Consider the following 15,359-nt stretch of genomic DNA (forward strand, 5'->3'; position numbering starts at 1 on the left):
GAGATGTCTCGTGGGCTCGGAGATGTGTATAAGCGACAGCCCCCGTTCGACGGCCAGTTCCCGGAGGTGCGACCGGTCGATGTCGATCGGGAACAACTCAAGGGCACCCGCCCCAGCCGCGTCCCGCCGTTCGCCGGGGTTCCCACGTTACCGGGGCTCCCGCAGGTACCTATGTCGGTCTTGGGCTTCGCCGCCGATGCGGCGTCCCGCGTCGGCCACATTGATCCACAAGTGATTGACTACGCCCACGAGCTGCACGACAGCATGCCCGGGGTGCTCCGGGTCGCCGCACAGGAGCCGTTCAGTGCTCGCGCCCTGGTCTATGCTCTTCTCATGGACCCGCGGGCGGACCTGCGGGAACTCCAGCTGACCCAGCTGAAGGCCGACGCTGAGCCCCAGGACTTCGCGGAAGCCTTGCGGCTGGTTGTCCCTGTCCAGGTACTGCCGGACACGCATCGGTTGCCGCTGCTGGACCTGACCTTGCCAGCCCTGCGGCAGATGTCGCCGCGCCAGCACCGGGCTTTCCGCGCCCAGGTCGAGACGCTAGTGATCGCTGACCAGCGGCTGAGCCTGTTCGAGTACACGCTCCGCTGTGTGCTGCATCGCCATCTCGACGCCCAGTTCCTGCCGCAGCGTCAGACGCGTCCAATGCACAGTTCGCCGCAAAAACTGGCGCAGCCGGTGGCGACGGTGTTAGCGCTGTTGGCCTGGGAAGGCCAGCCGGAACCCGACCAGGCCGCCCGGGCTTTCGATACCGGCATGCGCGGCTACATTGGCGGCGACCACACCCACCGCTTGCCGCCCCGCGAGAAATGCACCCTCGCCGGGTTCGACGCGGCCCTGCAAACGCTCGATCAATCCATCCCGGCCATCAAGCAGCGGATTGTCGCCGCCTGCTCGGGCTGCATCGTGGCGAACCAGCAGGTCAGCGTCCGTGAAGCGGAGCTGCTCCGCGCCATTTGCGATACGCTCGACTGCCCGCTACCGCCGCTCGTCGCGAGCGAATCGGACAGACGATGAACGACATTGCATGCAGGGTTTTGTCGCGGCAAGGAACGCAGAACAACTGCGATCGCTATGCCGCGGGATCGAAGAACCGGGGGTTACACCCCCTGCTCGGGTTTTCTGATCGCGGATGACCCTGCCTGACCGGCGGCTGCGCCGGTGACCGACGCGGCCGTCGCGCTCGGCACGATGTGCAATTCACGGGTGCGCAACGGCAGCGAACATTGCGCGTCGGTCAGTGTTTGACGCACCCGGCGCGCGAGTTCCCAGCGCATGGTCCAGAACATGTCCGTGTTCGACCAGACGCGGATATTCAGCACCGCCGTGCTGTCGTCGAAGCGGATGACCATCACCTGCGGCGCGGGATCGCGGAGCGCACGCGGGTCGGCGGCGGCGAGCGTGCGCAGCGCCTCAAGCGCGCGATCCACATCGTCACCGATCGAGATCTCCACTTCGAGATCGAGCCGGCGCATCGGATTACGGCTGAAGTTGCGGATCGAATTGCTCCACAACGCGCTGTTCGGCACGTATTCGCAGATGCCGTCAGGTTTGGTGAGACGCGTCGTGAACAGATTGACTTCGTCGACCGTGCCCGCGACACTGCCGGCTCCGCCCTCGATATAGTCGCCGACCTTGAACGGCCGCAACACTAGCAGCATGATGCCGGCCGCGATGTTCTGCATCGTGCCTTGCAGCGCGAGACCGACCGCAAGACCGGCTGCGCCAAGCACGGCAATGATGCTGGCCGTCTGGATGCCTAACTGCGACAGCGCACCGACGATCGCGACAATGCGAATGCCCCACAGGCCGATGTCGCAGAGGATCGGTCGCAGCGTGGCGTCCATGCGTGATTGACGCGCAAGGAGCCGGCTCAGCGACATCGAAGCGCGGCGCGCGACCCACCATCCGATCACCAGTATGCCCGCAGCGGCGCCCAGACGAATCGAGAACGCGGTGAGCATATCCAGCAGGAAGGCCCATCTGCCCGGACTGATTTCGACGAGAAGATTCTCCATGTGTCTTGACGATCCCTATATTGGACAGCGGATAGATTGCCGCGCGCGAGCATCGACGGTATATGTGGACGAACTCGACTGGCTTCCGGGAATTTAACCAGATAACTTCCGTTTTGGGCATTTTCAGCGGTTAAAGCTGCGTGTTTTTTCCGAGCTGTTATCCAGATCGCTTCTGTCGTAACGGCAGCCGCCCGGGCTAGCGGCTGCCCGCCCCGAGTTCCGTGAACGGCCCCGCCGGCGTGACTTCGAGGAGACGGAAACGATGTCCTCACGCCCCGTTCGACCTTCTCTGCAGGCGTTTCGATAACCACTCAAGATACCCACAGAAACTGGGCACAAGCCTGTGGACAACAGGCTCATGACTCGCTCAACTCATTGAGCGCATTGGTTTTCACTCGCATGCTTCCGATAGGTCGGCTGCGTCGCGGCCACACGCGTGTCGGACGAGCCGCCGTCGCCGCAGCGGCGCTCTCGCTCACCTTCATCGTGCGCGGCGCGCTGCACGTACCGATTGAAGGATCGGTCGCGCTCTTTCTCGCTGGCGCGGCGCTGCACCTGTTCGCCACCACTTCGATGGGCATTTTCATGGCCACGCTCGCGCGCAGCATGCCGCAGTTCGTGCAGAACGTCATGCTCGCCGCGCCCACCACGCATTTCGTCGAGCTCGGCCAGGCCATACTCTTTCGTGGCGCGGGCATCGCCGTGGTCTGGCGACCCTTCCGGTGGCTCGCGGCGATAAGAGGTCACGCAACGCATGAATGAGCGCCTGCTACGCCGCGCCGAGGTCGAGCAGCGTATTGGCCTGACCGGATCGACGATCTATCTGAAGATCGCGCAAGGCAAGTTCCCCAAACCCATCAAGGTCGGCGTGGCGGCGGCGCGCTGGCGTGAAAGCGAGGTCAATCAATGGATCGCAGATCGTGCGGCAGGCACATTGCAGCACGACCCGGACGCAGGCAAGGCGCAGACAAAGCCGCCAAGGAAGGCGAAGCGCCAGCGATCCGAGACCTGATCGCAGGACATCCACCCGACCCGCATCGCGCGGGTCTTTTTTTGCCTGCGCGCTGCGCTCGATCAGATCGCAGTCACACTTCCGATGTTTGTTAAATCACGTCAAAGTATTGATAGTGCATAGCATCCCCGTTGCAAATGCTTGCGTAGCCGGGTAAAAAATTGTCCGTTCGTAGCGCATACCTTATTAAAAATGAGGTCGTAACCATGCAGCGCTCATTTAACCATTCAAGGAAAAATTCAAGATGCCAATTCCTGCCCATATGTGGCTGAAAGATGATGGCGGCGCAGACATCAAAGGCTCGTCAACCGTTCAGGATCGCGAGGGAAGTATTGAAATTATCGGCTTCAGCCACGGCGTGAATCTGCCGGTTGATGCGGCTAACGGCAAGATCACCGGCGCGCGTGCGCACTCGCCGATTGCGTTCGAAAAGGAGTTCGATGCGGCGACGCCTTATCTTTACAAGGCCGTGGCGAAGGGGCAAACGCTGCAGTCCGCCGAGATCAAGTGGTATCGCATCAACGATGCAGGCAAAGAGGAAGTCTATTTCGTGATGACGATCGAAGGTGTGAAGGTGTGTGGCATCAACCCCGGCATGGCTAATACCAGGCTGGCGCAGGCATCCGCACTCAATCACGTTGAAGCGGTCTCCATGATGTACGACCGCATCACGTGGCATTACCTTGACGGCAATATCAAATACACCGATTCGTGGAATGAGCGCGGATAAGGGGGCGTGACAATGGCCTATCAGGGTAAGTTTTTGGTGAACAACGAGCAGTTTTCACCGCTCACAATTTTCGGTGTCGGCACGTTCGACGCGTATTCTGGAAACGATCAATACCGCAATCGCGGTGGCTGCACGGCTGTGCCAAGTAACGGTCCGATCCCTGCCGGAAAATACTGGATCGTAGACCGGCCCACTGGCGGTATCGGGTCTCAAGCTTGGGCTTCGATAAAGGACACAGTTAATTCAGCGATTGGGAGTGCGGTACATCATCGCGAATGGTTCGCACTGTATCGGGATGATGGACTCATTGACGACGTGACATGGATTAATGGTGTCAAGCGCGGACAATTCCGGTTGCATCCGGCAGGTGGCGAAGGTATTTCACTCGGCTGTATTACGCTTCCGAGCCGCACGGATTTTCTGAGAATCCGTAACGCGCTGCTGCACACCATGACCATTCCTGCCGGCAATTCGGGGCTTCGCGCCTACGGAACAATTGAGGTCATCACGTATGGCAACACTTGTCCGTAGGCTGTTCAAGGCGGCGCTATTTGTCGGCCTGTTTTGCCTTTCCGTGCCCTACGTCCACACATACCCTATACCGATGCCGGAAAGGCAGGCGCTTGCGTGGTTACACGCTGCAAATCGGCTTGGCATTCGCGACCCGGATGATTTATACATCCCGGTCATGCTGCTGGCTGATCTGCTTGTGGCGACGCTTGCCTATGTGGTGATCATGAGGCTATGGCGGCACTGTCGCGGCAAAAGGCAACGTTGAGAAATAGCGAGTGACGAGCGCACTTGTCCGCAGGCTGTTCAAGGTCGCGCTGCTTACCGGGTTGTTTCTTATTTCCGTTCGTTATATCCCGCTATCCAATAAGTGGACAGCAAGCGAAGCGCGTGCGTGGTGGCGTGCTTCGGATTGGCTCGGTATTGAAGATCCCGGCGATTTGTATTTCGTGGTGTGGCTGTCTATCGAACTGATCGTGGCAGTGCTCGCCTATGTGGTGATCATGAGGCTATGGCGGCGCTATCAACGCAAAAACTAACAGGGTCGATGAGCGGCGATCAGGCCGAATTCATTCCTGCGCGGTCCCGTCCAGTCCGGCGCGTGATGATCGCGTTGCGGGGGTTAACTGGTGGGTCAGAAAGTGCGCGTTTGCTCAGAGACTGGCGGGACAAGGCTTTGCGCGGCGCGCGCGAATTTTGGTCTGGAAGGCGATCCCTTCGATGATCCCGGTGATATCCGCGATTCTGGTGGAACTCGTCCTGATCTCGCTCATCGTATCGACCATCGGCGGTGCTCAGCGCAATTTTTCAAATGCCGAGTGGCTTCAACTCCGCGTGGAGCGCTTCCGTAATGCCTTCGTCGGCGAATTTCGTCGAGCAATGCACCCCGAATCCCGCCGCCGAGCGATAGCCGCCGATCGAGGACACGTTGTTCACATGGCCGGAGCGCTGTCCCCGCATCACTGGCAGCACCGCACGCGTGACATTGAGCAGTCCAAAAACGTTGGTGTCGTACATGCGACGTACGTCTGCGTCGGCCGATTCCTCTACGGCTGCGAGCAGTCCGAAGCCGGCGTTGTTGACCAACACGTCGATCCTGCCAAACTTTGCCAAAGCTGCCTGCGCGGCTCTTTTGGCCTGCTCCTCGTCAGTTACGTCGAGCGCGACCGGCAACAGCGCAGATGATTCGCCGAGACGCTCAATGATCGCCCGAACGTTGCGTCCCGCCGCAACCACTGCATTTCCGTCCGCCAGGGCCGCTTGTGCGATCAGTGCGCCTAACCCGCGTGAGGCACCCGTCACGAACCAGACGCGCTTGAACCGGTGCTGCGTAGCGTTGCTCATGATTTGCTCCCGTTTCGTGGTGAATGTGAAGAGAAGCATAGGGCGCGCGATTAACAGCTACCAGGCACCGAATGCTAGACTCATAATCAACCAATATTTGCGAATGGAGTCAGCCATGAACGAGGTCCGGGCGATTTCGGTGTTCGTCCGTGCAGCAACGCTCGGCAGCTTCCGTCGGGCAGCCGCAGACCTGGGCATCTCGCCGCAGGCCGCGAGCCACGCGGTCATGCAGCTCGAAAAGTCGCTTGGCGTCCGGCTGTTTCATCGGACAACGCGAAAGTTGAGCCTGACCGAAGAGGGGCAAAGACTATTGCAAGGTGTCGAGCCAGCGCTCGCTATGTTGTCGTCCGCGATTGACGATGCTCGCCGTTCAGGGGAAGAAGTTGCGGGGCCCCTACGGATAAGCGCTCCGACGGCGCTCGGGCGAACGGCGCTCTGGCCATCGATCCTTGAGTTTGCGGCGCTATACCCTGACGTGCAGATCGATATTCGCTTCGACGATCATTTCACGGACCTCGTCAGCGATCGCGCCGACGTCGGCTTGCGCGGCGGGTCCCCGCCTTCCGAGGGGGCGATTGCCAGGCGACTGCTACCGATTCAGTTGATCGTATGCGCGTCGCCAGCCTACCTCGAACGGTACGGCACGCCGAAAACCGTGGACGAGCTCGATGCGCATCGTTGTTCTGGATACCGGCGTGCGAACACCGGCAAGCAGGCGCCGTGGGAATTTATGGTGGGCGGGGAGATTGTGTCTCGGGAGATGGCTGCTTCGGTTTGTTCGAACGATATCGACGCGGAAACCGAAGCGGTACTGGCCGGCGTGGCAATTGGGCAGCTTGGAAGCTTCTCGGCCGTCTCACACATCCGGGCTGGACGGCTCGTGCCTTTGCTCACCCAGCATTTGACCCAGCGCGAGTCGATTTACGTCTACTACCGTCGCCGGACGGAACAACCGCTCCGCGTGAGAACCTTCATCGACTTCATCGTTGCGCGCCTCGCGGACAACAGTCAATTTTTCCTCACAGCAGAGGAGTTGGTTACTTCGACGAGCAGAAGCGGCCGCGCGAGGAGCAGACGAAGTGCCGCGTAGGGGTGTCTGTTGCGGCAAGCGTAGCCAGCCGTGGTAATTCATGCGCCAAACGCAGACAAGGCTTCGTCGCGGGACAAGGGCGTGGCGAACGAGCCGTTTCCGCCTGTACATCAATGATCGTGTAACAATCCCTCCAACGACCGCGAGACGCCAACGAGCGTCGAGCCGGCGGATGCGCACGTCAGCCCGGGAGCATCAGATGAAGCCCATACGTAATACCGACTCTGCTTCAGGAGAGTGGTACATCGACACTGCATGCATCAATTGCGGTGCATCTCGTCACGTCGCGCCTGGGCTGATTGTCGAGCGCAACGACAAGAGTGTCTTCGTTCGGCAGCCGGTCACACCGGAAGAGCAGCTTGATGCCTGGCGTGCGGTGCTCGTATGCCCTACGGCGTCGGTACGCAGCGAAACGAAACAGCCTCGTCCGAACGCAGCGATCTTTCCGCAGCAGATCACATCGGGCGTGTGGCGCTGTGGATTCAACGCACGGTCGTCGTTTGGCGCACATTCTTATTTTGCCGCGCGTCCGGAAGGCAATCTGCTCATCGACTCCCCGCGCTATGCGGCGGAACTCGTGAAATGGTTTGACGGCGCTGGCGGTATTGCGCACATTCTGCTGTCGCATCGTGACGACGTCGCAGACGCGGACAAATACGCGCGTCAATTCGGCGCGCGCGTCTGGATTCACCGCGAGGACGTGTCGGCCGCCCCATATGCGACGGATCTGCTCGACGACGGTTCAGCACTGAACATTGCGGCCGGCGTGCGCGCGATCCCTGTACCCGGGCACACTCGGGGTAGCGTCGTGTACCAGCTCGATGATCGCGTGCTGTTCTCGGGGGATTCGCTTGCCTGGAGCCCACGCCAGCAGGACCTCGTCGCGTTCAGGGACGCGTGCTGGTACTCGTGGACAGCGCTCACCGAATCGCTCAGCAAGTTGGCCGCGTATCGCTTCGAATGGCTGCTTCCTGGTCACGGTTGGCACGCGCATTTGCAGGCTGAGGAAATGAATGCCCGCTTGCTCGCATTGGTTGCACGCATGCGAAAGGACTGAATTCGCTGTTTTTCGCTAAAACGCGTCGTCCTTGCCCCTGTGGAAACGCCTGAACTCGAACCGCACGTGCAAGAGCCGGGCTCTATAGCCGCTCGATCAAGCGTCGGTCTCCCTGCTCGCAGTATTCATGACACGCCGCACGTGCCGCGTTCGCTGCGCCGTGCACGAAAAGCGGCGCATCCGCGCGTCGGGACATCGACACCACGATGGACGGCGGCGAGGGCTGCAGCGGCAGTTCGACCACCTCGCCTCGCGCGATCAGATCATCGACGAACAGACGCGGAATTGCCGCCACGCCGAAGCCATCGCGCACGAGTTGCACGATCACCGAAATCGATGGCGAACCCGTAATGCGCGTATCCGCGAGCGGCACGCCGTTGGCGAGTGCGAGCTTGCTGACGATGTCCTCCAGCGCGCGATGAGGCGCCGTCCCGCGCCCGAATGTGAGGATCGGATGACGCAGCACGCGTTTCGCGAGTCCGCTGCGCGAAGACGGTAGCAGCCCCGCGCGCGCGATCCAGTGCACCGGATAGTTCGCGAGCGCATCGCAGACGATCGATTCCTCGTCGCTGCCTTCCACGCGAACGATCAGATCGAGTTCGCCCGCCATCAGACGCCGCTGCAGCACCACGCTCACGTCCACCGCAAGCTCCACTTCGAGCTGCGGATAGTCCTTCGAGAGCCGCCGCAGATAGTCGGCAAGCCAGCTATGCACGACCGTCTCGATCACGCCGAGTCGTAACTTGCCGCGCATCGCGCCTTCATGTGACGCGGCGGCCTGCAACTGGCGCGTCGCCTCGACCACGGCCTTCGCGTAGCCGAGCAGATATTCGCCGTTCGGCGTGAGCCGAAATTCGCGGCTCTCGCGATCGACGAGCACGGTATGCAATTCGTCTTCCAGTGCCTTCAGGCGCTGCGAGATCGCCGCCGGCGTGGCGTGAAGCGCGGTCGCCGTAGTGCGGAAACTGCGCAGCTTGGCAAGCGTGACGAAGGTTTCGAGGAAGCGCGTATTCATCAGTCAAAGGTGGGCAATGCAACGGGAGCAAACCGCTCCAAAAATCTCAACGTGACTCGGGAAAACCCGCGATTCCGTTAAGAAATTCTATTCACCTGGCGCAAAGAAAACTAGCTGGCGTCAAATTTTCTTCTTTTCTATGCTTCGCCTGACGGTAGGCAAGACGCATCGCCCACCGCAGACAATCCGATGCAACCGCCAGAGCACGCTAACACCATGACTCCATCCGAATTCCGCCAGGCCGTCCGTCACCGCGACTTCCGTGGCCCGACGGCCGGCCATTGCGGCGACTACGCGCAAGCCAATCTCGCGATCCTGCCCGCTGCGCACGCGCACGATTTCCTGCGCTTTTGCCATGCGAATCCGAAGCCATGTCCGCTGCTCGGGGTGGGCGAGCCTGGCGAGTTCCGCGTGCCGATGCTCGGGCGCGACATCGACATCCGCACCGACGTGCCCGCGTACAACGTCTATCGCGACGGCAACCTGAGCGAGCGCGTCGAATCGATCGAAGCGCTCTGGCAGGACGATTTCGTCGTATTTGCAATTGGCTGTTCGTTCTCGTTCGAGCACATGCTCGCGAAGGAAGGCATCGGCCTGCGCCACGTCGAAGAAGGCCGCAACGTGCCGATGTACCGCACCAGCATCCCCAACCAGCGGGCGGGCGTGTTCGGCGGCGACCTCGTCGTGTCGATGCGGCCGCTGCGCGGCGCCGACGCGATCCGTGCCGTGCAGATCACGAGCCGCTTTCCGGGCGTGCATGGCGCGCCCGTGCATATTGGCGATCCAGCGGAACTCGGCATCGTCGATCTCGCGCGCCCCGAGTTCGGCGACCCGGTGACGATCCGCGCGGGCGAACTGCCTGTCTACTGGGCTTGCGGCGTGACGCCGCAAACGGCACTGATGGCCGCAAAGCTGCCGCTCGCGGTTGCGCACGCGCCGGGCCACATGCTGATGACGGATATCACTAACGCGTCGCTGGCTATTTTCTGACCGTCCCGGCGGCGCGCCGCGCCGTCGTGCAACAAGCGATTCACAGCACCTTGAAGCCATCGGGCCGCGCGGCCCGGAGGGAATGACGCATCCCTACGTTCGTGCGTGGCTTCGATCGTTTCCCATGCGTCTATCCATAGGAGCAGCAGATGGACAGCAAGACACTCACGGCGAGCGTCGACGATGCCGCCGACATGAAGTCAGGAACGGGAAGCCCGCAGCTTTCCTGGTATGCCGAAGCCGGTCCGCACGCGCGTCGCGCGTTCTGGAGTTGCAAGGTCGGCTACATGCTCGACGGCATGGACACGCAGATGCTTTCCTTCGTCATCCCGACGCTCGTCGCTACCTGGGGCATCTCGCTCGCGGACGCCGGCTTCATCGGCACGTTGACGCTGCTGTCCTCTGCGCTCGGCGGCTGGATTGCCGGCATTCTTTCCGATCGCATCGGCCGTGTGCGCACGTTGCAGCTCACCGTCTTGTGGTTCGCCGTGTTCACCGGCCTATGCGGCCTCGCGCAGAACTACGGCCAGTTGCTCGCGGCTCGCGCGTTGATGGGCTTCGGCTTCGGCGGCGAGTGGACGGCGGGCGCGGTGCTGATCGGCGAGGTGATCCGCGCGCGCGACCGCGGCAAGGCGGTCGGTCTCGTGCAGTCGGGCTGGGCGCTCGGCTGGGGCATGGCGGCCCTGCTCTACGCGGTGCTGTTCTCCGTGGTGGCGCCTGAAATCGCGTGGCGCGCATTGTTCCTGATCGGAGTCGTGCCTGCCCTGCTCGTGCTCGCGATCCGCCGCTATGTGAAGGAACCTGAAGTATTCGAACAGGCCAGGGTTCAGCAGTACGACACTCAAGACACGCCGCGCTTCACTGAGATCTTCTCTCCCAGGCTGCTTTCGACGACGCTGCGCGCCGCACTGCTTACGACGGGCGCACAGGGCGGCTACTACGCGATCACGACGTGGCTGCCGACTTTCCTCAAGACCGAACGTCATCTCACGGTGATGGGCACGGGCGGCTATCTGGCGACGATCATCGCGGGCTCGTACGCGGGCTATCTGTGCAGCGCATGGCTCACGGACCGCATCGGCCGCAAGCCGAACTTCATTTTGTTCGCGCTGGGCTCGATGGCGATTGCCTTCGCGTATACCTCGCTGCCGCTCACGAATGCATCGATGCTGTGGCTCGGCTTTCCGCTCGGCTTTTTCGCGTCGGGCATTTTTTCCGGCATGGGCGCGTTTCTCACCGAACTGTTTCCGACCCGTGTGCGCGGCTCGGGCCAGGGGTTTTGCTACAACGTCGGCCGCGCGATCGGGGCGCTGTTTCCGGTGCTGATCGGCGTGCTGTCGAGCCGCTTCGGCCTGGGCACGAGCATCGGGATTTTCGCCGTGGCCGCGTATGGCGTACTGATCATCGCCGCGCTTACGCTGCCCGAGACGCGCGGTCGCGAACTCGAATCGGCCTGATTTTCATCTTGCGCACACCACTACCACTTTCGCATCACGACCACGACACCATGAAGCACGATCACGCCTCCGATGTTTGCACGCCGTCCCGCTGGCAGTTCTGGATCGACCGCGGCGGCACGTTCACCGATATCGTCGCGCGCCGCCCGGATGGCACGCTCACCACGCACAAGCTGCTTTCCGAACACCCGGAGCAGTATCGCGATGCGGCTGTCGCCGGGATTCGCCATGTGCTTGGCCTGCGAGCCGGAGAACCCATTACGTCGCGCGACGTCGAGATGGTCAAAATGGGCACGACGGTCGCGACCAACGCGCTGCTCGAACGCAAGGGCGAGCCGGTAGCGCTCGTCACCACGCGAGGCTTGCGCGATGTGTTGCGGATCGCGTATCAGAACCGCCCGCGCCTGTTCGATCTCGATATCGTGTTGCCGGAAGCGCTCTATGAGAGCGTGGTGGAAATCGACGAACGCGTGAGCGCGCAAGGCGAAGTGGTCGCGACGCTCGATCACGCGGCAGCGGAGCGCGCACTGCGCGAGGTCTACCACAAGGGCATCCGCGCGCTCGCAATCGTTCTGATCCACGGTTATCGCCACACGTCGCATGAAAGCGAGCTTGCGGATCTGGCGCGCCGAATCGGCTTCACGCAGATCTCGGTTTCCCACGAAGTCTCGCCGCTGATGAAGATGGTCTCGCGCGGCGATACGACCGTGGTGGATGCCTATCTGTCGCCCATCCTGCGCCGATATGTGGATCAGGTCGCCAGCGAAATGCCGGGCGTGAACCTGCAGTTCATGCAAAGCAGCGGCGGACTGACACGCGCCGATGTATTTCAGGGCAAAGATGCGATTCTCTCCGGCCCGGCGGGCGGTATCGTCGGCATGGTGCGCGCGGCACAGGCAGCGGGCTTCGAGCGCGTGATCGGCTTCGACATGGGCGGCACGTCGACGGACGTCTCGCACTTCAACGGCGAGTTCGAGCGCGTATTCGAAACGCAGGTGGCAGGCGTGCGGATGCGCGCGCCGATGATGAGCATCCATACCGTGGCGGCAGGTGGCGGCTCGGTGCTCGGCTTCGACGGCGCCCGGCTGCGTGTCGGCCCCGACTCGGCGGGCGCCAATCCGGGTCCGGCGGCGTACCGGCGCGGCGGCCCGCTCGCGGTCACCGACTGCAACGTGATGCTCGGCAAGATTCAGCCCGACTATTTCCCGCGCGTCTTCGGTCCGAACGCGAACGAGTCGCTCGATCGCGAGGTCGTCGCTGAACGCTTTCGGGCACTCGCCGATGAAATCTTCGCGGCTACGGGTCAGCGTCGCACACCAGAAGAGCTCGCCGAAGGTTTCCTGGAGATCGCCATTGGCAGCATGGCTAACGCGATCAAGAAAATTTCAGTGCAACGCGGCCACGACGTCTCGCAGTATGTGCTGACGACTTTCGGCGGCGCGGGCGGCCAGCATGCGTGCGGTGTGGCCGACGCGCTCGGCATGACGCGGGTGTTCGCGCATCCGCTTGCCGGTGTGCTCTCCGCTTACGGCATGGGCCTCGCGGATCAGACGGCGATGCGCGAGCGAGCGCTCGAAATCTCGCTCGACGACTCATCGCTTGCGACGCTGGAAGCCGCGCTCGATGCGCTCGCGGCCGATGCAACCGGCGCCCTGCTCGAACAGGGCGTGGACGCCGCGCGTATCACGACTGAGCGACGTGTCCATCTGCGCTATCAGGGCACCGATTCATCGCTCGCAGTGCCCGCGGGCAGCGTCGACGCAATGCGCGCCGCTTTCGAAGCTGCGTACCGTCAACGCTATGCGTTCCTGATGGCAGATACGCCGCTCATCGCGGAACTCGCTTGCGTCGAAGCGATCGGCCGTTCCGACGCGCCAGTCGATGCCGGCAGCCTGCCGCAGCGCGCGGCAGGCGAGGCGCCCCATGCGCAGTCGGTTGTGCGCATGTATTCGAGCGGTAGCTGGCACGACGCATCGCTCTACCAGCGCGAAACGCTGTGCGCAGGCGACACGCTCGACGGCCCGGCGATCATCGCCGAAAAGAACGGCACGACCGTGGTCGAGCCGGGATGGCAGGCGGCGCTGACCGTTCAAGGCAACGTGGTGATGACCCGCGTGCAACCGCTGCCCACGCGCCGCTCGATCGGCACCGAGGCCGACCCCGTGCGCCTCGAAATATTCAACAATCTGTTCATGTCGATTGCCGAGCAGATGGGATTGCGTCTGCAAAACACGGCGTATTCGGTGAACATCAAGGAGCGCCTCGACTTCTCGTGCGCGATCTTCGATGCTGCGGGCAATCTGATTGCGAACGCGCCGCACATGCCCGTGCATCTGGGATCGATGGGCGAGAGCATCAAGACCGTCATCGAGCGAAATCGCGGCGCGATGCGCGACGGCGATGTGTTCATGCTCAACGACCCGTATCACGGCGGCACACATTTGCCCGACGTGACCGTCATCACGCCCGTGTTCGCAGACGGTTCGGCCGAGCCGCTCTTCTACGTCGGCTCGCGCGGCCACCATGCGGATATCGGCGGAATCACACCCGGTTCGATGCCAGCCGCTTCGTCGCATATCGAAGAAGAAGGCGTATTGGTCGATAACTGGCAGCTTGTTTCAGCGGGCGTGCTGCGCGACGCCGAAACACGCGCGCTGCTCGCATCGGGCCGCTATCCGGCACGCAACGTCGCACAGAACATGGCCGATCTGCGCGCGCAGATCGCAGCGAACCAGAAGGGCGTGGACGAGCTGCGCCGCATGGTCGCGCAATTCGGCCGCGACGTGGTGCTCGCCTTCATGCAGCACGTGCAGGACAATGCCGAAGAAGCGGTGCGCCGCGTGATCGGCGCCCTCAAGGACGGCGCGTACCGTTACGAACTCGATAACGGCGCGGTGATCGACGTCGCGATTCGCGTCGATGCTGCGACGCGCAGCGCGACCGTGGACTTCAGCGGAACGTCCGTGCAACTGCCGAACAACTTCAACGCGCCGAAGGCGGTCTGCATGGCAGCCGTGCTGTACGTGTTCCGCACGCTCGTCGGCGACGACATCCCGCTCAACGCGGGTTGCCTGAAGCCCCTCTCGGTGATCGTCCCGGACCGCTCGATGCTCAATCCGGTTTATCCGGCAGCGGTGGTCTCGGGCAACGTGGAGACATCGTCCGCGATTACGAATGCGCTCTATGGTGCGCTGGGCATCGTCGCGTCCAGTCAGGGCACGATGAACAACTTCACGTTCGGCGACGCGCGCTACCAGTACTACGAGACGATCGCAGGCGGCAGCGGCGCGGGCGATGGCTTCTGCGGCGTCGACGCGGTACAGACGCACATGACCAACTCGCGCCTGACCGATCCCGAAGTGCTCGAATGGCGCTATCCCGTGCGGCTCGAGTCGCACCTGATCCGCGCGGAGTCGGGCGGCGCGGGACGCTGGCGCGGCGGTAACGGCGCGATCCGGCGCATCCGCTTTCTCGCGCCGATGACCGCGTCGATTCTCTCGAACAACCGCATTCACGCGCCTTTCGGCGCAGCAGGTGGACGCGCGGGAAGGCGGGGCAGCAATCGCGTCGAGCGCGCGGACGGCGAGATCGTCGCATTGGGCCATATCGCGAGCGTCGAGATGGCCGCGGGCGACGTGTTCGTGGTGGAAACGCCGGGTGGCGGGGGTTTCGGGGAAGCGTAACGCTTCAAGGACTGCGGATGTTCAATGCCGGACAGCGGCGTCGGCTCGCGTCTCACTCGAACCGGCGCCATATTTTTACGCCATCACGCGTCGACGATCACTTCGAAACCGCCATAGATTAGCCGCTGACCGTCAAAAGGCATCGGATCTTTTTCCGGTTGCAGCCGTTGGTCGGCCATCACCGCTTTCATCCCTTCGTCTCGCGACTGCCGCGACGGCCAGACAACCCAGGAGAACACCACCGTCTCATCATCCTTGCGCTTGATCGCCATTGGGAACGACGTCACCTTGCCCTCTGGCACGTCATCTCCCCAGCACTCGACCACCTTCAACGCGCCGTACTCCTTGAAGACGGCCGCCGCTCTTTCGGCGAACTGCCTGTAAATTTCGCGGTTGGCCGTAGGTACGGGGACAACAAATCCATCGATGTAATTCATTTGCAATCTCCTT

At 62.4% G+C, this 15,359-nt stretch carries 14 protein-coding genes and 3 pseudogenes; 12 read left to right on the top strand and 5 right to left on the bottom strand.

The genetic code is table 11. The features are described from left to right. Positions 1–1,020: pseudogene (locus F6X40_RS32735) on the top strand (peptidase M48); the annotation flags it as partial. 83 nt (positions 1,021–1,103) lie between these two features. Here F6X40_RS32735 and F6X40_RS32740 read toward each other — a convergent pair. Further along, positions 1,104–2,021 (bottom strand): mechanosensitive ion channel family protein, encoded by a 918-nt coding sequence (locus F6X40_RS32740; RefSeq protein WP_187630677.1) that lies wholly within the window; start codon positions 2,019–2,021, stop codon positions 1,104–1,106. A 438-nt stretch (positions 2,022–2,459) separates the two neighbouring features. On the opposite strand from F6X40_RS32740, the pseudogene F6X40_RS32745 reads away from it, so the two are divergent. The 6 genes and pseudogenes from F6X40_RS32745 to F6X40_RS32770 form a co-directional block, all read left to right on the top strand. After that, positions 2,460–2,783: pseudogene (locus F6X40_RS32745) on the top strand (hypothetical protein); the annotation flags it as partial. After that, complete coding sequence (locus F6X40_RS32750) at positions 2,776–3,033, top strand: helix-turn-helix transcriptional regulator (protein ID WP_187630678.1); 258 nt, start codon at positions 2,776–2,778, stop codon at positions 3,031–3,033. The pseudogene F6X40_RS32745 and the gene F6X40_RS32750, both read left to right, overlap by 8 nt. Before the next feature lie 244 nt (positions 3,034–3,277). Then, entirely contained in the window at positions 3,278–3,763 is a 486-nt protein-coding gene (locus F6X40_RS32755; protein ID WP_187630679.1) for an Hcp family type VI secretion system effector, read from the top strand. Positions 3,764–3,775: 12 nt separating this feature from the next. After that, positions 3,776–4,294: a DUF2778 domain-containing protein gene (locus tag F6X40_RS32760; RefSeq protein WP_184071890.1), complete on the top strand. Its 519-nt coding sequence runs from the start codon at positions 3,776–3,778 to the stop codon at positions 4,292–4,294. Continuing rightward, complete coding sequence (locus F6X40_RS32765; RefSeq protein ID WP_187630680.1) at positions 4,275–4,541, top strand: hypothetical protein; 267 nt, start codon at positions 4,275–4,277, stop codon at positions 4,539–4,541. Before F6X40_RS32760 ends, F6X40_RS32765 begins: the two co-directional genes overlap by 20 nt. A gap of 10 nt (positions 4,542–4,551) precedes the next feature. Further along, the gene (locus F6X40_RS32770; RefSeq protein WP_187630681.1) at positions 4,552–4,812 is read left to right on the top strand and encodes a hypothetical protein; all 261 of its coding nucleotides are present in this window, start codon (positions 4,552–4,554) and stop codon (positions 4,810–4,812) included. Between the two features lie 114 nt (positions 4,813–4,926). On the opposite strand, the gene F6X40_RS42835 is transcribed toward F6X40_RS32770, so the two are convergent. Further along, a complete protein-coding gene (locus F6X40_RS42835) occupies positions 4,927–5,058 on the bottom strand; it encodes a hypothetical protein (protein ID WP_262421644.1) in 132 nt (43 codons plus the stop codon). 25 nt (positions 5,059–5,083) lie between these two features. Then, positions 5,084–5,617, bottom strand: a pseudogene (locus tag F6X40_RS32775) (SDR family NAD(P)-dependent oxidoreductase); the annotation flags it as partial. 115 nt (positions 5,618–5,732) lie between these two features. On the opposite strand from F6X40_RS32775, the gene F6X40_RS32780 reads away from it, so the two are divergent. Together F6X40_RS32780 and F6X40_RS32785 are read left to right on the top strand one after the other, a co-directional pair. Further along, positions 5,733–6,707: a LysR family transcriptional regulator gene (locus F6X40_RS32780; protein ID WP_187630682.1), complete on the top strand. Its 975-nt coding sequence runs from the start codon at positions 5,733–5,735 to the stop codon at positions 6,705–6,707. A 199-nt stretch (positions 6,708–6,906) separates the two neighbouring features. Continuing rightward, a complete protein-coding gene (locus F6X40_RS32785; RefSeq protein WP_187630683.1) occupies positions 6,907–7,764 on the top strand; it encodes an MBL fold metallo-hydrolase in 858 nt (285 codons plus the stop codon). An 82-nt stretch (positions 7,765–7,846) separates the two neighbouring features. Here F6X40_RS32785 and F6X40_RS32790 read toward each other — a convergent pair whose 3' ends face one another. After that, positions 7,847–8,779 carry a LysR family transcriptional regulator gene (locus F6X40_RS32790; RefSeq protein WP_187630684.1) on the bottom strand — a complete coding sequence of 311 codons (933 nt, stop codon included), beginning with the start codon at positions 8,777–8,779 and terminating at the stop codon, positions 7,847–7,849. Positions 8,780–8,968: 189 nt separating this feature from the next. On the opposite strand from F6X40_RS32790, the gene F6X40_RS32795 reads away from it, so the two are divergent. From F6X40_RS32795 to F6X40_RS32805, 3 genes are all read left to right on the top strand, one after another. Then, entirely contained in the window at positions 8,969–9,769 is an 801-nt protein-coding gene (locus F6X40_RS32795; RefSeq protein ID WP_262421639.1) for a putative hydro-lyase, read from the top strand. A gap of 149 nt (positions 9,770–9,918) precedes the next feature. Beyond that, complete coding sequence (locus F6X40_RS32800) at positions 9,919–11,226, top strand: MFS transporter (RefSeq protein WP_187630686.1); 1,308 nt, start codon at positions 9,919–9,921, stop codon at positions 11,224–11,226. Positions 11,227–11,276: 50 nt separating this feature from the next. After that, entirely contained in the window at positions 11,277–14,909 is a 3,633-nt protein-coding gene (locus tag F6X40_RS32805; protein ID WP_187630687.1) for a hydantoinase B/oxoprolinase family protein, read from the top strand. Between the two features lie 83 nt (positions 14,910–14,992). Here the strand turns inward: F6X40_RS32805 and F6X40_RS32810 are convergent, their stop codons facing one another. After that, the gene (locus F6X40_RS32810) at positions 14,993–15,346 is read right to left on the bottom strand and encodes a DUF1428 domain-containing protein (RefSeq protein WP_187630688.1); all 354 of its coding nucleotides are present in this window, start codon (positions 15,344–15,346) and stop codon (positions 14,993–14,995) included. Positions 15,347–15,359 lie beyond the last annotated feature (13 nt).

The organism is Paraburkholderia sp. UCT31, from assembly GCF_014397655.1.
Lineage (GTDB): Bacteria > Pseudomonadota > Gammaproteobacteria > Burkholderiales > Burkholderiaceae > Paraburkholderia > Paraburkholderia tuberum.